Origin of the sequence: Erythrobacter sanguineus (assembly GCF_900143235.1) — a bacterium.
Taxonomy (GTDB): Bacteria; Pseudomonadota; Alphaproteobacteria; order Sphingomonadales; family Sphingomonadaceae; genus Erythrobacter; species Erythrobacter sanguineus.
In genome coordinates this window covers 86,855-105,268 of the sequence record NZ_FRDF01000007.1, presented here as the reverse complement: position 1 = coordinate 105,268, position 18,414 = coordinate 86,855, and the positions used below count along the sequence as shown (strand labels likewise).

Here is an 18,414-nt window from a genome sequence, read left to right as displayed (position 1 = left end):
GATCAATCCTGTGCGTCGGCCCGGTTCAGCCGGCGCTGGCGATCCGGCTTATGCGGCGTCGCAGCACGATCGCCTGCCTGACAGACTTCGACCCGGTTGCGTCCAGCCTGTTTGGCGCGATACATCGCCTGATCGGCATCGCTGATACATTGGTGCAGCGCCGCCTCCGGTGCCCAGCATGCCACGCCGAACGAACCGGACACGACAAGATCCGCCGACCACGCAGGATCAGTCAACTCGCCCAGCCTGACCCGCAACCGTTCGGCAATCTGCACCGCCAGCGGCAGCGCGCAATTGGGCAGCATAAGCAGGAATTCTTCACCGCCCCAGCGCGCAACGGCCCCATCGCCGCGCCCCAGAATATCGTTCGGCCTCATGCTTTCGACAATCACACGGGCGGCGCTTTGCAGCACTGAATCGCCGGTTGCATGGCCGTATCGATCATTGATCGATTTGAAATGATCCAGATCGATCAGCACAAGGCAGATCGGCGCGCTGTCCGGCGCTGATCTGAGCGTACTGGCCACCGTTTCGAAGGCCCGCCGGTTGTACAGGCCCGTCAAGCTATCGCGATTGGCGAGAAATTCCGCCTTCTCCAACGCGCGCGACAATTCCTGCGCCAGATGGTCCTTTTCCAGCTGCACCCGGATAAGCGACCGGTCCTGCCGATAGACGGCAGCGGCAAGACCCCACAGCGCAGGGCCAAGCGCAATTGTCGCAATCAGCGGAATGGGGCCGATCAGATCAATATAGGCAATGGTCTGCGGCACCAGGCAAAGCATCACCCCGGCGAGGAAATGAACAAACCCGCGCCATCGGGTTGCAATCACCATGCTGGTGACCGCCACCGAAACGATGATGATCACACATACAAAGGTGGAGTTGATATCCTTGCCAAGCGTCGCCGCGACAGGAAACATAAGCCCCGCCCACAACCCGCCAGACAAGAATGCCAAACCATTGTAAAATTGCCATAACCTTTGCTTTGATGGCGGATTGTCAGCCCGTTGCAGATATCTGGTGATGGCGAACATTGCCGCAAGACACAGCCCGTTCAGCGCGATCAGCGCAGCGGTCAACCGCCAGTCGGGTTGGTACAGGCCCAATATGCCGATCAACATCAGAGGCACGATATTGACAGACTGCCAGTTGGCAATTCCGTCAAGAAAGTGGCGTTGAGACAGCAGCTCGATCCTGTCTTCCCACGCATCGACTTCAGCCGGACTGATGCCGGCGGCAGGCGTAAGCAGGAGGGTGGCAGGCTTCATTGATCATTTCTCGCGCAAGGGATTGCCCGAAAAGCGCTACCATCAGGAGGTTAAATTCCAGTCTAAATGCGCCTTGGTGAAGGAGCCACGGGGGATCAGGTGTTCCCGCCGCTGCAAGCACGCGTCAAGGATGGGAGGCAAGGCTAGCTTTCCAGCCGAAATCCGCCAGAACGCGCGGTGCGCGAACATCCCGAAAGCCGGTCCGGCGCGCTAACTGATCCCCAGCGCCTGCGCCTGCCGCTGCAATTCGGCCGCCTCGCCCGGATTGGCCTTGATCGCGGCATCGAGCGCGGCTTTCGCCTTGGCCGGTTCACCCAGCGTCATGCGGCTGCGCATCAGCATCACCCAGCCATCGGGATTGTCCGGCTGGTCCTGAAGCCGCGCTTCGAGCTGGGCAACCATGCCTTCGGCCATTTCGCGCTGCTGGCTCGGGGTCATTGCGCCGGCTGCGGCCACCTCTGCCGCGCTTGGCCCGCGCAGCTGGGGCGAAGCCGGATCGCCCGCAGGATCGCCCGGTCCGCCGGCCGCAAGCAGCGCCGGGGTGCGGCTTTGCTGGACCTTGGCAAGGCGCGGCGCGATGGCGATTGCGTTGATCGCCCCGACCTGTTCGATGGTGCGCACCAGATCGGCTTCCCACGGCGCGCCGGGCGGCGTATCGGCGAGCAGATCGAGCCATGCCGCAATCGCGCCTTCGTGATCCTTGTCGATGTCCTTCTTCACGGCGAGGAAATAGCGCGCGCGCGGATCGGTCGGGTCGAGCGCCAATGCCTTGTTGAACGCGTCAAGCGCCTCTGGCGGCAGCGGATCGCGCGCGCTGCCCATCACCAGCGATTCTCCCAGCGCCGACCACAACACCGCTTCATCGGGCGCGATTGCGACCGCGCGGCGATAGGCTGCGGCGGCCTCGGTGAATTCGCCCTGCCGGAAATGGGCAAAGGCCAGATCGCTCCACGGCCCGGCATCATCGGCCGATGCCTCGGCCGCTGCGCGCAGGTCTGCGATCGAAGGCGCACCCGCTTCGGCAACCGCGCTTGCATCGCCCCCGCCCGAACCTTCATAGACATTATAGCCGATCGAGCCCGCCGCCAGCAGCAGCGCTGCGCCCAGCAAGATCCAGCCAGCCTTCGATGACCCGTCCGGGCCGTGTTGTTCCGTTGCTTCCATGGATCAAGCGCTAGCACCGTGGACAAAGACGGGCAATTCGCTCTGGCATCAGAGACGCATTTGACTATGGTGCCCTGCGGGGCGCAATCTATCCGCAAAGGGGAGAAGGATAGTTGTCCGGGACGTTCAAGGTTGCCATCATCGGATCGGGCCCTGCCGGGCTCAGCGCAGCCGCGCGTGCGGCGGCGCTGGGGCTCAGCCATGTCCTGCTGGAAAAGACCGACCACCTGTCGGACACCATCTACAAATACCAGAAGGGCAAGCACGTCATGGCGACGCCCAGCAATCTGGTGCTGCGCAGCGACGTCGATTTCGAAGCGGGCAAGCGTGAGACGATCCTCGGCGTCTGGGACGAACAGATCGAAGGTCACAATGTCAATGTGAAATACCACGCCGAAGCCAAGGCGATCCGCGGCACCGGCGATGCGATTCCCGGCTCTGTCCAGCAGATCGTGATGCGCGCGCGTGATGGGACCAGGACGGTCAAGGAAATCCAGCGCCACGCCCCGCCCTATGCGATCGAACTGACCAATGGCGAGACGGTGATGGCGGAGAACGTGATCCTCGCCATTGGCACGCAGGGCAACCCCAACCGTATGCGCTGCCCCGGCGCCGATCTGCCGCACGTCCAGTATCAGCTTGATGACCCGGCCGAATATGTCGATGAACATATCATCATCGTCGGCACAGGTGACGCCGGAATCGAGAACGCGCGCGGGCTGGCCGAAGACCCGGCCCAGCGCAACACCGTGTCGATCCTCAACCGCGGCACGGAATTTCCCACGGCCAAAGACGCCAACGTCAAGGCGCTGATGGCGGATCACGAAGCGGGCAAGCTGATGATCCGCACCGAAAGCGAGACCAAGTCGATCGAGCCCGGCTTCATCACGCTGACCACCCGCGACGGCGAATTGCGCATCCCGTGCGACCGCATCATCGCCCGCATCGGATCAGCCCCGCCGCGCATGTTCGTGGAGGAGTGCGGGATCGAGTTTTCGAGCGAGGACCGCACCGCCTTTCCCAAGCTTTCACCGGTGTTCGAATCGACCGCGCCCGGCATCTTCGTGATCGGCGCGCTGGCGGGCTACCCGCTGATCAAGCACTGCATGAACCAGGGCCATGATGTCATCGAGTTCATCAATGGCAACACCGAGCTGAAGCCCGCGGACGAGCCGATCATCGTCGAGAAGTTCAAGGACCTTCCTGGATCGCGCAGCACCGATGAATGGCTGGAATTCCTGCGCACCAACGTGTCGATCCTGAACGGCATGAACCCGTTGCAGATGCGCGAATTCATGCTCGATTCGACCGCGCGCCATTTCCGTCCGGGCGAGGTGATCTTTGAACGCAATGCGCCCGGATCATCGCTGTTCGGGATCGCCAGCGGATCGGTGGCGGTTGAGGTCAATCCGGCGGATCCGTCGATCACCATCCCCATCGAGGCCGGATCGATCTTTGGCGAGGTCGGGCTGATTTCGGGCCGCCGCCGGGGCGCGACCATCCGCGCCGCCGAAGACACCATCGTGGTCGAAATCTCGCGCCTCGCCGCGCTCAAGCTGCAATCGCAGGTGCCCGCAGCAAAGAAAGCGATCGAACGGATTTCGATCGAACGGCAATTGCTGCAGATGTTTGGGTCGGGCCTGACGCGCGAAGATGTCGCCCCGCTGGTGGATTCAGCCAAGGTCGAGGAAAAGCGCGCGGGCGAGATCGTCGTCACCGAAGGCGCAGATGACAAGGACGTGTTTATCGTCCGGCGCGGTTCGATGATCGTCGAAAAGGCGATCGGGACGCGTCCGGTGTTCCTGTCCTACCTGCCAGCGGGCAGCTATTTCGGGGAAATGGCGGTGATCGACGGATCGTCGCGCACGGCCACGGTCAAGACGGCGATCAAGTCCGAGGTGATCCGCCTGCCGGGCGAAGGCTTCCTCGAATTGCTCGAACGCAATCCTGCCCTGCGCGAACGCGCGCTCAAGGACATGGCCGGGCGGCGCGCCACAACCACCTTCATCGAAAGCCGCAAGGACGAATTTTCGGGCGCGGTCGATCTCTATTCCGAAACCGCGCAGTTCCTTGTCGACAACGGCATCGGCGAAGCAACCGACGTGCTGCTGATCGACGAAAAGCTGTGCATCGGCTGCGACAATTGCGAAAAAGCCTGCGCCGATAGCCATGACGGCCTGTCGAGATTGGACCGCGAGGCGGGACGCACCTATGCCCACCTCCACGTGCCGACATCCTGCCGCCACTGCGAACACCCGCATTGCATGGCCGATTGCCCGCCCAATGCGATCAAGCGCGGGCCGGATGGCGAGGTCTTCATCGATGAAACCTGCATCGGCTGCGGCAATTGCCAGCGCAACTGCCCTTACGGCGTGATCCGCATGGATGCCAAGCCGCCCAAGAAGCCCAGCCTGCTCGAATGGATGCTGTTCGGTTCCGGCCCCGGCCCCGGCGAGGCACCCTATGGCTGGCGCAAGAAAGAGGCCGAGAAAGAGGCTACCCCCAAGGCCAAGCTGGCGATCAAGTGCGATATGTGTTCCGGCATTGATGGCGGTCCGGCCTGCGTGCGCGCCTGCCCCACCGGCGCGGCGATCCGCGTTGCGCCCGACAAGTTCCTGACCTTCACCAAGCTTGCCGAGGACGCCGAATAATGGCGACGCGCGCGGGGGGGGCAAAGCGGTTTTCGCAGGACGAGAAACGGCGCGATTCCGATCACGTCAGTTTTCTCAGACACCGCGGCTTTCGCTGGCTGTGGATTGCGCTGGCGCTGAGCGGGGTCAGTCTCCTTGGCTATGCGCTCATCGATCAGCAGCCGCGCCCCAATGGCGGATCATGGTATGGTTATACGCTGGGCACCATCGGGCTGGGCCTGATCATCTGGCTATCGCTGCTGGGGGTGAGAAAGCGGCGGATCAATCCCGGCGCGTGGAGCCTGAAGGCGTGGACATCGGCCCATGTCTATCTTGGCCTGTCGCTGGTGGTGGTCGGCACGCTCCACACCGGTTTCCAGATCGGCTGGAACGTCCATACGCTGGCCTATGTCCTGATGCTGCTGGTGATCGCGACAGGGATTTACGGCGTGATTGCCTATGCCACCCTGCCCGCCAGCCTTTCGGCCAACCGCAAGGAAATGACCCGCGCGCAGATGCTCGATGCGCTGACCGCGATTGACCGCCAGCTGGAAAGCGCCGCCCAGCCGCTGGGCCGCGATCAAGCCGATCTTGTGATTGCCGCGCTGGCGCAGGATAGCTTTGCAGGCGGTGCGATCTCGCGGATCACCGGCAGATATCCGCGCTGCGCCACCGCCCGCGCGCTCGCCGGTGTTGGCGAGGCTTCCGATGCCGCCGCCCGCGTGCATACCCTGCTGGCGAAACGGGCCGAACAACTCGCCCAGATCCGCGGGGCCTTGCGCATCCGGGCTCTGCTGGAAATCTGGCTGTTCATCCATATCCCGCTCACTATTGCTCTGATTGCGGCGCTTATCGCGCATGTCGTCAGCGTGTTTTTCTACTGGTGAGGTCGCCAGCATGACATTCCTGATCCGCACCATCGATTTCACCGCCGCCGGGCGCGAAATCATCCGCGACCGGGTGGTCGAGCAAGACGCGCTGACCATTGGCCGCGCGGCGGAAAACGACATTCACTTGCCCGATCTCGCGGTCGAACAGCGCCATGTGCGGATCGGCCGCCAATCCGACGGCACGCTCGCGGTCAATGCGCTTGGCACTCTGGGCTTCGGGCTGGACGGGCGCACCGTCACCCACGGCGTGATCGATCCGCGCACCGGGGGCGAGATCGCGCTGGGCGCGGCGCGGCTGGACATCGCACGCGAGGGTAACGGGAATATCGCGATCACGATCAGGCAGGTCGCCGCCGACGAGGGGAAAGGCGATGCGCGGCGCGGTTTCGCGCTTGCCAGCGTGCTGCCGTCAAAACGGGCGATGAGCTGGATCTTCGCAGGCGCGATCATGCTGGTGCTGCTGATGGTGCCGGTGGCAAGCCACCTGCTGCGCACCCCGGTCAAGAATGATCCCAAGAGCGACATGCCCGGGCAGGTGCTGATGGATGCCGCATGGTCGGCGGGGGAGTTGTCGCTCAAGCACCACAAGCTCGAAGACAATTGTGAAAGCTGTCACGTCACCCCGTTTGTCAGCGTGCAGGACGAAACCTGCCTCACCTGTCACGAGGAACTGGGCGATCACGCCCGCAAGCCGCGCCTTGCCGCGGGCATGCCGCCGCTTTCGACCGGCGATGCCTTGCAATGGCAGATCGCCGAAACGCTGGGCAAGGAAGGCCCGCTGGGCTGCGTGTCGTGCCATTCTGAACACGAAGGCCCGCTGCGCCAGAAACCCGCGAGCGAAGCCTTCTGTTCCGATTGCCACGATGCGCTCGATACGCGGCTGACCGACACCGCGCTCGCCGATGCACATGATTTCGGCAAGGAACACCCGCAGTTCCGCCCGGCGTTCTACGCCAGCTTCGGTGCGGCCAAACCGGTGCGCGCCTCGCTGGATAGCAAGCCGGTCGAACGCTCCGGCCTCAAGTTCCCACATGATGTGCACATGGATGCGCGCGGCGGCGCGGCGCGCATGGCGCTGTCCTTGCCCGATTACGGCCAGCCGCTCGAATGCAAGGATTGCCACACGCTCACCGCCGACAAGGTCTCCTTCAAGGAGGTCAGGATGGAGGACGCCTGCGAAAGCTGTCACTCGCTGGTATCTGATCGCACCACGGGCGGCGGCTTCAGCAAGCTGCGCCACGGCGATGTGAAAGACCTTGCCCAAGACCTTGCGCGCATCAATTCCGGCCCGCGCCCGGCCCTTGCCCCGCGACGCGCACGGCCTGGCCAGTTTGCGCAAGGCGGTGCCTATGCGGCCGAATTCGGGCGACCGGTGCGCAGCTTCATCGGGCTGTCGAATGCGTTGTCACAGGGCGGCATCTGCACCGAATGCCACTTGCCGACCGTCAAACAGGGGCGGCCCGATCTGATGCCGGTCAACCTGCCCGACCGTTTCCTCACCAGCGGCTATTTCAGCCACGAGGCGCACAAGAAGGAGGAATGCACCGATTGCCACGCCGCCGACACATCCAAGGCGGCCACCGACCTGCTGATCCCCGATCTCAAGAGCTGCCGCGATTGTCATCTGGGCGCGACGGCGGTGAAGACGAAAACAATCGTCCCCTCCTCCTGCGCCATGTGCCATTCCTATCACGTGCCTTCGGGCCAGTGGTCGTCCGAAGGCAAGGAGCCCCATTACAGCCCGGCGCCAGGGCCTGCGAAAACAAGTATTGCAGCGATCCTCGGGCTTGCTAAACCCTAAGGATGGATCGGGTCGCACCTTCCAACACCGTGCTGATTGCACAGATGACCGACATTCATGTCGGCTTCGCCCCTGATGATAGCCCTGAGGAGCTCAACCTCACCCGCTTTCGCGCCACGCTGGAACGGCTGATGACCGGCCCCAATGTCCCTGACATGCTGGTGCTGTCGGGCGACATCACCGATCACGGCGATGCGGAAAGCTTTGCCAAGACCGCGGTCTTGCTGAAGGATTGCCCCTTCCCGATCATCCCGATGGTGGGCAATCATGACAGCCGCGATGGGTTGCTGGGGGCCTTCCCCCAGGTCGTGCCTGCCGATGGCGGCTTCCTCCATTTCGTGATCGAGACGCGGCTGGGCCTGCGCGTCATCTGTCTCGATACCCTCGAAGATGGCCGCCACGGCGGTGCCTTTTGCGAGGCGCGCGCGCGCTGGCTGGCTGATCGGCTTGCCGAAGCGCCCGATCAGCCAACCCTGATTTTCATGCACCACCCGCCGATAGTGGCCGGGATCGACTGGATGGACCCGGCTCCGGACGAGCCGTGGATCATGCGGTTGCGCGACGTGCTGACGGGCCAGCATCAGGTGCAGGCGATCCATTGCGGGCACCTGCACCGCCAGATCACCACCCGCTTTGCCGGGATCCCGCTTGGGGTAACGCCTTCGGTCGCGCCGCTGGTGGCGATGGATCTGACGCCGATCGACAAGCACGTGCCCGACAATCGCGAACTCATCACCACCGAACCGCCGACCTATGCCCTGCACCGCTGGGACGGGACCCGGCTGGTCTCGCATTATGAACACGTGGGCGACTGGCAGGTGCTGGCACGCTTTCACGCAGGCCTGCAGCCGATGATCCAGGGCATGTTCGCCGAGCGGGATTAGAGGCTTTTCTGTCTGCTGCACGTCCTCCGACGTGCAGTCCTCGGCGCTGCTTCAAACCCTCCGGGTTCAAGCGCCTGCGGGCGCACGGTCGCGCTTGCGGCCCATCCGTTGGCGGACCGATTTGGTGCCTGCCGCTGATTGTGAAGTTTACTTACGCGCCGCCGCCCTGATCGGTCCGACGGGCGCAATCCCCACCCAGCCCTTCATATCGACCTCGTCCGAGACCTTCCACGGCACGCCGCTGCGGGTCATGAACAATCGCTCCATCTCGGGCCGGGTAAAGGGCCGCGAGCCAAGCCTGCCGAACACCGCCATCTGCCCGCCGGTCTCGTCCACCGCGCGGTCGCGGTCGATGCCCTTGGACAGCGCGATCGCGGGGCTTGGCGTCTTTGCCCAGGCGATCATCTCGGGCACCGGGGTGGGACTGAAGCCGTAGAAATTGCGCTGGCTTTCAGGGCTGGTGAGTTGCAGCACCTTCATCCCGTTGCGCCCATCGGCGACATAGCCGATCAGCGAGGCGTTGGTGGTTCCGACCATCACATCCTCGACATCGTTCAGCGTACCGCCAAGCGTCACCTTCTGAAAAATGCGCGGGCTTGTCGGGTTCGTGACGTCGAGGATCACCAGCCCTTCGGCCTTGGCCGCGACATAGGCATAGGTGCGCGCGATATAGATGCGCCGTGCATCGGCCAGCGGCACGGTGGCCTCAGGCACGGGAAGCGGATTGCGCAGGTCAGTGACATCGAACAGCTTGACCCCGTCGGCGTCGGATACCCAGAGATAGCGGAACTGGATCGCGCTCGCCCGGGCATCGGCCAGCTCGCGCACGGCGGCCAGTTTCGGCGTATCGGGATCGGCGAGATCAACCACCACCAGGCCTTTCGCTGCGGTGATATAGGCAACCTCGCCCGCCAGATGCACGTGCCGCGCGCCGTCCAGCACCCCGCCCGGGTTCCACGCATCCGCGCCATCGGCAAAGGTTTTGCGCTTCAGTTTGTTGTTGCGGAATTCGCCGTCGGCCAGCGTGTTGACGTTGACAAGGATCAGGCCCTCCACCGCATCGGTCACCACGGCGTAGTTGTAGACCGGCAAGAAGGCCTGCTCCTGATTCATCTCGCGCATTTCCGGCGTGTTGCGGGTCGGCGCGATCGGCTGGTTGGTCGCCAGCGCCATGCAGGTGGCGTTGGTGGTCTTGACGTTGGTGTCATGCCCAAGCGGCGAAAAGGGTCCCTTGAGGATGCGTTCCGATGTGCCCTTGTTGGCGATGGAGGCGACGTCATAGGCCGTGAACCCGCCCTTGCCTTCGGCCACGAACATGTATTCGCCGCGCAGTTGCAGACAGCCGACCTGCCCCGGCGTGCCTTCATGCACATTGACGAATTCCTCGAACGGATGGGTCTCGCCCGACAGGTTCTTGTCGAAGGTCTTGCCCCGCACCCAGTTCTTCAACTCGCGCCCGTTCTGCTCGACATGCAGGTTCCAGTAATCGGGGTAGGCGTAGCGGTGGAGGTAGGAGCCGATCACCGCCTGCGGTTCGTCATATTCGGTCACGCGGATGGCCTGGAACCCGCCTTCCAGTCCGGTCCACGCATGCATCCCGACAAAGTTGACGTAATTGGTGCCGAGCAGCAGCAGCTGCGCCATGATCGCGTTGTTATCATCCTTGGCCGACAGGTGGCAGTCGGAACAGGTCTTGGTCTCGGTCTTCCTCACCGTATGCGGGAAGTGGGGCGCGAAGGCTTGACTGGAGAATCCGATCGCCGAAATCGGCGGCTGCTGCACATAGATGCGTTCGCGGTTGATGTTGGTTGATGACAGGACCAGCGCCGAGGACGAGCGCACCGGAGCGACCTGGCTGCCCTTGGTAGTCTGGTGCTTGCCCAGCTGGAACATCTGGTCACGCGCGACCTGCGGGTTGTAGGTCGCGAAATTGCGCGTTTCGCCGCCTTCGTAGCGGTGGCTCTTGGTTTTCCAGTTCGCCTCGATCGGAAGGTGGCACCCGCCGCAGCTTGTGGTCCATGAAAGGTGGCAGGTGAAACACGCCATTTCCGGATCGCGGTGGGCACGGTCGCCTTCGGCAATCCCGGTGCCGAATTCGAAATTGCCGGTTTCCGCCCCGTAACGGCTGACCAGCTTGGCCCGCGCCGCCTTGGCGTTGAACACCGGGGTCGCAGGATCGACCGAGTCCTTGACGAGGCTCACCTCCCACTGGAGTTTCGGATCGACGATCGAACGCTGAATCAGCTTGCGGCGTCCATCTTCGCCCTCGATCCATTCGAACCGGCGCTGGCCATCGGGATTGCGCAGCAGGGCCATGTTGTGGCCTTCGGGCGGCGCGGCCGGGCCGCTGGTCTTCAGCGTCGGATAGGCATCGGGCGTGCCGTGGCAGTCCTTGCAACCGATCTCGATCGCGTTGGCCACTTCGGCATAGATGAGACCATTGCCGTGGCTGTCCTGTTCGTAATGGCAATCGGCGCATTGCATCCCGACTTCGGCGTGGATGCTCATCAGGTGCACCGCCTTGCCCGGATTGGTGCCGGGCTGCACGAACTTGCCCTCGCCTTCGCGGCGCCATTTCTCCGGATCGTCGGCATCGACGATATTGCCCTCGGCATCGAGCAGATTGCCTGCGCGGTCACGTTTGAAGATCGCGCGGAAATTCCAGCCATGGCCGTGATAATCGGCGAACTGGGTGTCTTTAAGGTCTTCGTTCAAATCATAGACATTGCGCAGGAAATCGAGATCGGCCCACTTCCCACGCGGCGCTGCGCCTTCGGGGTTGCGGTCGGTCACGGCGCGCACTTCGGCGGCGGTGGGGTATTTCTGTTCCTTCGGCCACATCGCGGGCGCATCGGATTCGTAATCCCACATGGTGTAGCCGAGGTAGGAATTGAGGAAGATATTGGGCTGGTGCATGTGGCAGTTCATGCACTGGCTGGTGGGGATGGCGCGGGTGAAGACGTGCTGGAGCGGGTGGCCCTTTTCCTTCAGCTTGCCATTGATGGTGAGGCCATCGTCTTCGCGTTTGCCCGCTTCGCCGCCCCTGTCATGATCGTCATGCCCCGGCTCCTTGACCGCGCCGTGCGAGCCGCCCTTGGCCTTTTTCTCGCCATAGCCCGCCGCATGCTCGATCTTGCCAGCGATGGTGGGGTCGGTGGTGATCGTCTGCCCGTCGCGCCCATATTGCGCATAGATCAGCGAATGGCGCGGCTCGCGGTCATTGGCGTAGATCACGTGGCAACTGGCGCAGCCCGAATGACGGTAATCACCCGGCTGATCGTTGGTGCCCATGAACCAGGTGAAGGGATCGTTGAGGCGCGTCTTGTGGATGTTGAGCGCCGGGATCGCCACGCGCAGACCCGTGCCGGGGCCACGGTTCGACTGCTTCAGGTCAGGCCGCCCCGGTTCCTCCAGCCGCTGGATCTGCCCGGTGGGATTGGGGATGCCGATTTCCGGGAACTGCGAATTGATCGTGCGCCCGCCGCGTTCGAACACGCGGAACACATCGCCCGGCGGGATCACGTGCCATGTGGGCAGCGGATACATCTCCGCAATCACGCCGCGCGCGATCTGGTCTTCCGATAGCTTGCCCCCCGGCCCCGCGCCCGGAGAGGTGATCTTGGCCGCCTCGCCCAGCCGCGTATAGGCCTCGCCCAAGAGGTAGTTCTTGTACGGCAGAATCCCGTTATTGTAACTCGCCCCGCCCCACAGCATCGCGCCGGTTGCCATGATCGAACGTTCGGACGCCTCGATCGCCTGAATGTGGCACGACCCGCAGGCCTCGCGGGCCACGCGGTAATCCGACGGGTTCACGAATTTGACGAATTCGGGCGCTTCCTTGTTGAGCAGGGCATAGGAACGCTTGGGATTGGCCGAGGACGGGAAATGCCAGCTATCCGGGTACTTGGGCAGCACATGCGCCCGGTCGCGCGCGGCGACATAATCGGGGTGGTCATGCGGAAGATCGGCATTGCCGCGCACTTCGGCATCGCCGCCGTGGCAATCGGTGCAGCCCAGCCGCACCGCGCTCGACACATGCATGGTCGGCGCATCGGTGGTGACGTGGCAGGTGTTGCAGCCTTCCGACTTGGCGTTCATTTCCGCGACCGATTGCCGCTGCGGCGCAGGGGCTGCGATGACGCGGCTGTAATCACGCTTGACCGGCTTTTCCTTGTCCGCAGCCATGGTGTCGCCCACGAACAGGACAACGCCAAGGATCAGCGCCGACAGCAGAAGCGCAAGATGACGGAACAGCGGGCGGCCAAAAATCAGCATCAGTAGGTCAGCACCAAGTTAGCCAGGATGGAATAGAATTTCTGTTCGCGTCCCAGATTGTCGAACAGGTTGCGGAAGCCATCGCCCGCCACCAGCGTCGCGGCGGACAGGCGAAACACGATATTCTGGGTTGCCTTGGGCCGCCAGATCGCCGCTGCCGACAGGTCAAAGCCGATCTCGCGCGGGATCGAGCCTTCGTTGCGGAGCACTTGCAGGGTCGCGGTGTTCTCGAACCACAGATGGTTTGCATTGGCGGACAGGCGAAACTCCGGCGTCAGGTCGAAATCCGCGCCCGCGCCCAGCAGCATCAGGCCGGGGTTGTTGAAGTTCGACTGTCCCTGTTCCTTTGACGAACGCAGGGAATTGAGGATGCCGTTGCGCCCGTTCACCGCAACCGCGCGCCCGCCGCCGGCAAAGGGGATGGTCTGGCGGATCCAGTAGGATGTGTCCGCGCCCGCAAAGATCGGGTTTTCAAAGATCGCGTCAAACCCGCCTTCGGTATCGTCATAGGGATCGGAATCCCCGCTGGCATATGCGCCCGACAGGCGGAACCGCATCCAGTCCTTGTCATAGCTGGCTTCGACCGCGGCGAATTGCGCGTTGATGTTGGCCGGACGGTCGGTGAAGAAAGAGTTCCTATCCTCCCCCAGCGCCCAGTAGAAAGACCCCGTCAGGTTGACCCGGCCCACCCGGCCATCGACGTTGTAGCCGAGATAGACCACATCATATTCGCGGCCCCTCAGCGTGCCGAGCAGCGCCGGGCGCACCGGAAAACCATTGGTGTCGATCTGGATATCGTCAGCCTCGCGGTTCATGTTGTAAACCACGGTGATCTGGCTGGTCAGCGCCGGAATCAGGAAATCCTGACGATAGGCATTGGCGACGAACACGAAATCGTCGCGGGGGGACCGCAGGATCGCGTTGAGGCCCGAATTGGTATCCTTCTCCAGCCGCCAGAACGCGCCGAGGTTGAACTGGAAACGGTTATTGTCGCGCGACCCGAACAGGCGCACGCCCAATTGCTGATCATTGAACAGGAACCCGCGGAAATCCGACTGGAACGGCTGGATGCCCGCCCGGATCGAGATGAAGTCGAACCGGTCATTGTCGAATTCGCTGAAGTGGTAATCAACGAAAGCTTCCTGCACCCCGAGGAAATGGTCGAGCCGCTCTGAATCGCGCGAAGGCTCGACAAACAGCACGCGGCGTTCGGGCACATCGACGTAATTGACGTTGTAGGCCAGCGTGACGCGGTATTCGACCGTCGGCGGCTTGAAGGTCGTCGAACCTTTCAGCAGCGCGAACCCGGCGATGAAGGTCTGGCTGAGCACCTGGCTGAAATCATTGCCGAACACGTCGAGCCGGTCAGGGTCCTCGGTGGTCTGGACGCCGACCGGGATCGGGAAGGTGCGCGGCTCGTACACGGAATCGCTGATCAGGTTGGCGACGAAGAACCAGTCATCGCCCTTGATCGGCAGCCACGGCACCTTGTCCGGATTGATCGGCCGGTCACCCTTGTAGGTGTTCTGGTTATAGGGATCGAGCAGGCTTTCGCGCACCAGCCCAAGGCTTTCGATCAGCCGCCAGCGATCAGGGATCGGCAATTGGTCGGTGGGGAAGGCCTGCGGCGGCGGCGCACGGATTGCGCCTTGGTTTTCCTGCTCGATGCGGTCAGGCAGCGGGGCGGTGTAACCGGGCCGGGTTCGCCCTTCGATCAGCTCGGGATCGACCGGGGCAATATCCTCCTGCCACGGCGGCTGCGCTTCTTCGCGCGCCTGTTCACCGGGCGGCGCGATCGGCGGCGCCATCTCCTCCGGCGGCGGCGGGGATGCCTGCATCAGCAGCATCGCGGGAAGCAGTACGGCCATCCGCTACAGCCCCTCGCACACGTTCTGCGCCGCGGTATCAAGGAACGGAGCGAAGGGGCAATTGACATAGCGCAGCCGCACCTGCCGGCTGCCGACCTGCACCACGATCCGATCGGCGCGGATATCCTTGGGCGCATTGCCGATACCGCCAGCCCGCACGCCGGCATTGTGCAGGCCGAGAAAGCTGATCATGTCGTCCTGATCGATCCCGTCGCCCGACACGCCGATGGCGCCCACCACTGCACCATTGCGATAGACCGGCACCGAGCCGGGGAAAATCTGGATGCCATTATCCAGCCGCGTCGCACCCGGAGTGATCTGCGGCAGGCCGGTGCAATTGCGCGGGGTATCCGTCCCGCTCGCCCCGGTGACAAAGCCCAGATGCTGCGCGAGATTGCCCAGCACCAGCGCGCTTTGCAACCCGGTCGAGAAGGGATTGAACTGCGCAATCGGGCGCGACAGCGGCCCGTGCGGCTGGCCCACCTCGCCATCGGGGAAATAGGGCCGCGACAGGTTTCCGCCCGCGCGGTCGGAATAGGCAAAGGCGCCCGTCAGCGCATTCGGGTCGCCAACGAAAGCCCGTACCCGCGCTACAAATTCGGGCACCTCGCCCGGCGCGGTGAGCAATTCATTCGCGGCAAAGGCGCCGGAGAAGAAATTGGCGGTGCGTGCCTTCTGCAAGGACACGTCGATGCCAAAGATCGGCGCATCGGGCGAACGCACGATCCCCAGCACCCGTCCGCGCGTATCGACAAGGCTGATCGTCACCTGCGCCCGGCTGTCCAATGGCTGACGGATCTGCGCCCGCGCACGGCTCATCACGGTGAAGGCTTCTTCAAGGATCACGCGCGCTTCGGCCGCTGTGATCGGCGCGGCCACATCGCCTGCGTCAGTCCCGCCGCGCACCGGGAAGCGGTTGCCCCCTGCGCCATTGGACAGGACAAAGGCATCGCGGATCGAAAATTCGGCTGCGGTCGAAGGTCGGATGCCCGAAGCCTCGCTGCCATAGGCGCTGCCCGCCAGCAGGCCCGCGCCGCTGTAATATCCTGCCACCGGTACCAGCGCGCCCGCCGTCCCGACAAAGCTCGCGCCTGCGACATTGCCGATCTGCGGGTATTCGATATCGGTATAGCGCAGGCTCGTGCCATCGGCGGTGATGCGGTCGGCGCGGATGCTCACCGGTGCCTCAAGGCCCACAGTGCCCGCCAGCGCAATCGCCTCGTCAAGATCATTGTCACGGTCGAGGACATTGAGATCGAGGCCATAAACCCCGTCCGCGATTACGCCCACGCCGCCGACCACCACGCCATTGCGATAAAGCGGAAAACCGCCCGGATCAGCCGCAAGGCCCAGCGGCGAACGCTTCGGCCCGATCAGCCCGTCGCTGGCGCGAGCGGAAAGGTCGCTGCACGGCAACTGGCTGAACTGCACCCCGAACAAAGGCCCGCTTTCCAGCCCTGCGGTGGTCGGTGCAGGGGGGAAATGTTCCTGCACGATCATGCTGGCCGTGCGGCTGGAAAAGGCATTGCCTCCACTCGACAGGTAAGCACCGGTGATAGCCTTGGCGATGGCCGCCCCGGCGCTGGGGATGGTCAGCCCCTGCACGTCGATATCATCGCCATTGGGTGCGCCCACAATCGTCGCGGTCGGCGCCGCGCCGGGCATGGCGAAAACCGCAAGGACATTGCCGACCCGGTCGGTCACCGCGATGGTCGCGGCAGCATTGCGGGCATTGGCCTCGGCAGCGGCCCGGGCGACCACCGTGCCGACATCGGCCGCGCTCAGGCTTTCAGCAAGAGGAACCGCATAGACACTGCCCGCTGGTGGCGGCGGCGGGGGAGGCGGCGGCCCGCCCCCGGTTGCGCCTCCATTGCTGGACGGGCTGTCATCGCCCCCGCAGGCGGCCAGCAGCAGCGCGCCCGCTGTTACCCAGGATGTTGTCCCCCGCCACATGACTATTGCAGCCTGCCGATCGCGCCAGCAGCCGATTTCAGCGCGGAGCGAAATTCCGCGGGGCGGTAGGCATTGGGCTCATCCACCGCCTTGTAGGCACGGGCGATGTCGGCGCGGATGCCCGCAGCCGCACCGCGTGTCACCCGGCCTTCGCGCACCAGTGCATTCAGCAGCGTGTCCACCGCCATCACGGCCTGCACCGAACCCGCGTAATCGGTAAAACGGGGTGTGGTCGCCGCGCCCGCGATCACACCGATGATCTTGAAGGCATCGGCGTTGGCATAGCCGCGGCCCGACAGCGCATCGGACAGCCGGCCTGCGCGGAGGCTGAGCGCCTGCGCAGCGGCGCGTGCCTCGCCTGGCGATGTGCCCATGGCGCGGTGGAAATCGCGCGAAGCGGCCTGAAACGCCCCGGCCTCGCCCGGCACCAGCGCGCCCGCCACTGCCGAAAGCATGATGATGTTCTCGTCATTGAAAGGCGGGTTGCCGAACGGGATCGGGCGCGCAGGATTGGTCTCGAAGGTCAGCTTGCGCGCCGGTCCATCACTGATGGTGCGGTGGCACGAATGACAATCGTAGAAATAGAATTGCGGAAACGCGCCTTCCATCGCAAATTTGGGCTGGGCGAACAGCCCGGTTGCGCGGCGCACCGCCTCGGCCTGCCCCACTGCCCAGAAACGCACCGAACTGGGGTTGCCCTTGCGCTGGGCATAGTCGGCATCCAGATCATGGTGCTGCTGCAGCGCGCTGAACAGGTCAAGCTCGAACGAGACGCGCGGATGGCCCGCCGCCATCATCGCGTGGGTCACAAACTGCCCCGGCTTGTCCGAGCCATAGTGGCAATCAAGGCAGACATTGGCGCGCGTCTTGGGATTATCGAGCGGGATCAGGCCCGCCGCCACGTTCGAGGCATGGGTCGCGGGCAGCGCATAATGTTCCGCCAGCCAGCTGCCACCGGACGCGCCGTGGCAGCTTTCGCAGCCGACCCCGTCGCTGAGAGTGAATTTCGCCCCGCGCAAGGCGGGCGGAGCATAGGTGGAATGGCAACCAAGGCAGGCGGGGGCCTGCGCTGCATTGCCCAGCCCGAGGCTGGCGGCAATCTGCTGACCCCGGCGGCCTGCAAGAACGGCATAGGCGCGCGAATGCGCTCCGCCGGGCGAAGAAGGTTCCTGCCATGTCGCGATTTCATCCTGCCGCACCACGGCGCCATTGCCTTCTGCGCGGCCATGGCAGGTCGATCCCGCGCAGCTGGCGACACCTTCAAAGACAGGATTTCCGATCGCGCCCGATGCCGGGTAAAGCGCCGCAAGGCCGATCACTGCGAGCAGACGTGCGAGTTGCGGCCTCCGATTAAGGCCAGCGACCAGTTTCGCCAGAACTCCCGTCATCCCATCCCCCCGAGATGCCTTCCCGCACTTGCCGCAAACTGAAAAGCCACGGCGAGGCTAGCAAGTCACCCGCGCCTGCGATTGTAGAGCCGCGTCAGGAAATGTCCCCGAGCACCGACTCCCCCCTTGATTCCGACCCGGCACCCTTGTCCCAATCTTGGGGCGGGGATGCAACAGGCAATACACCGTTTTTGGCGCTTGTGCCGCTTGTGCCACCATCATACGCAGATCAATACGGGTGAACGCTCAGACCGGATCAACCCGCGCATCGTGGATGCGAGGCAGATCGAACC

10 protein-coding genes are annotated in these 18,414 nt (G+C 63.8%); 4 read left to right on the top strand and 6 right to left on the bottom strand.

What is annotated here, in order from left to right; genetic code table 11:
* Nucleotides 1–2: 2 nt before the first annotated feature.
* The gene (locus BUA05_RS07215) at nt 3–1,268 is read right to left on the bottom strand and encodes a GGDEF domain-containing protein (protein WP_072673989.1); all 1,266 of its coding nucleotides are present in this window, start codon (nt 1,266–1,268) and stop codon (nt 3–5) included.
* 210 nt (nt 1,269–1,478) lie between these two features.
* Entirely contained in the window at nt 1,479–2,432 is a 954-nt protein-coding gene (locus tag BUA05_RS07210) for a tetratricopeptide repeat protein (RefSeq protein WP_084662515.1), read from the bottom strand.
* A 113-nt stretch (nt 2,433–2,545) separates the two neighbouring features.
* On the opposite strand from BUA05_RS07210, the gene BUA05_RS07205 reads away from it, so the two are divergent.
* The 4 genes from BUA05_RS07205 to BUA05_RS07190 are packed head-to-tail and all read left to right on the top strand — an operon-like array spanning nt 2,546 to nt 8,637.
* On the top strand, nt 2,546–5,083 hold the full coding sequence (locus BUA05_RS07205; RefSeq protein ID WP_072673988.1) for a cyclic nucleotide-binding domain-containing protein: 2,538 nt from the start codon (nt 2,546–2,548) through the stop codon (nt 5,081–5,083).
* On the top strand, nt 5,083–5,949 hold the full coding sequence (locus tag BUA05_RS07200) for a hypothetical protein (RefSeq protein WP_072673987.1): 867 nt from the start codon (nt 5,083–5,085) through the stop codon (nt 5,947–5,949). The genes BUA05_RS07205 and BUA05_RS07200 overlap by 1 nt, the downstream gene beginning before the upstream one ends.
* Before the next feature lie 10 nt (nt 5,950–5,959).
* Nucleotides 5,960–7,753, top strand: coding sequence for a cytochrome c3 family protein (locus BUA05_RS07195; protein WP_072673986.1), 1,794 nt, complete (start codon nt 5,960–5,962; stop codon nt 7,751–7,753).
* Between the two features lie 2 nt (nt 7,754–7,755).
* Nucleotides 7,756–8,637 (top strand): metallophosphoesterase, encoded by an 882-nt coding sequence (locus BUA05_RS07190; protein ID WP_084662514.1) that lies wholly within the window; start codon nt 7,756–7,758, stop codon nt 8,635–8,637.
* Between the two features lie 147 nt (nt 8,638–8,784).
* On the opposite strand, the gene BUA05_RS07185 is transcribed toward BUA05_RS07190, so the two are convergent.
* Genes BUA05_RS07185 through BUA05_RS07170 form a run of 4 tightly spaced genes read right to left on the bottom strand, consistent with a single transcriptional unit; the run spans nt 8,785 to nt 18,121 of the window.
* Complete coding sequence (locus BUA05_RS07185; RefSeq protein WP_072673985.1) at nt 8,785–12,912, bottom strand: hypothetical protein; 4,128 nt, start codon at nt 12,910–12,912, stop codon at nt 8,785–8,787.
* The gene (locus tag BUA05_RS07180; RefSeq protein WP_425429516.1) at nt 12,912–14,750 is read right to left on the bottom strand and encodes a hypothetical protein; all 1,839 of its coding nucleotides are present in this window, start codon (nt 14,748–14,750) and stop codon (nt 12,912–12,914) included. The genes BUA05_RS07185 and BUA05_RS07180 overlap by 1 nt, the downstream gene beginning before the upstream one ends.
* Before the next feature lie 33 nt (nt 14,751–14,783).
* Nucleotides 14,784–16,733 carry a heme-binding protein gene (locus BUA05_RS07175; protein ID WP_072673984.1) on the bottom strand — a complete coding sequence of 650 codons (1,950 nt, stop codon included), beginning with the start codon at nt 16,731–16,733 and terminating at the stop codon, nt 14,784–14,786.
* A gap of 2 nt (nt 16,734–16,735) precedes the next feature.
* Nucleotides 16,736–18,121: a multiheme c-type cytochrome gene (locus tag BUA05_RS07170; protein WP_072673983.1), complete on the bottom strand. Its 1,386-nt coding sequence runs from the start codon at nt 18,119–18,121 to the stop codon at nt 16,736–16,738.
* Nucleotides 18,122–18,414 lie beyond the last annotated feature (293 nt).

Coding starts and splice junctions, on each gene's coding strand:
- BUA05_RS07200 (WP_072673987.1), top strand. CDS start 5,083: ATGGCGACGCGCGCGGGGGGGGCAAAGCGGTTTTCGCAGGACGAGAAA.
- BUA05_RS07185 (WP_072673985.1), bottom strand. CDS start 12,912: ATGCTGATTTTTGGCCGCCCGCTGTTCCGTCATCTTGCGCTTCTGCTG.
- BUA05_RS07180 (WP_425429516.1), bottom strand. CDS start 14,750: ATGCAGGCATCCCCGCCGCCGCCGGAGGAGATGGCGCCGCCGATCGCG.
- BUA05_RS07195 (WP_072673986.1), top strand. CDS start 5,960: ATGACATTCCTGATCCGCACCATCGATTTCACCGCCGCCGGGCGCGAA.
- BUA05_RS07210 (WP_084662515.1), bottom strand. CDS start 2,432: ATGGAAGCAACGGAACAACACGGCCCGGACGGGTCATCGAAGGCTGGC.
- BUA05_RS07175 (WP_072673984.1), bottom strand. CDS start 16,733: ATGTGGCGGGGGACAACATCCTGGGTAACAGCGGGCGCGCTGCTGCTG.
- BUA05_RS07170 (WP_072673983.1), bottom strand. CDS start 18,121: ATGACGGGAGTTCTGGCGAAACTGGTCGCTGGCCTTAATCGGAGGCCG.
- BUA05_RS07190 (WP_084662514.1), top strand. CDS start 7,756: ATGGATCGGGTCGCACCTTCCAACACCGTGCTGATTGCACAGATGACC.
- BUA05_RS07215 (WP_072673989.1), bottom strand. CDS start 1,268: ATGAAGCCTGCCACCCTCCTGCTTACGCCTGCCGCCGGCATCAGTCCG.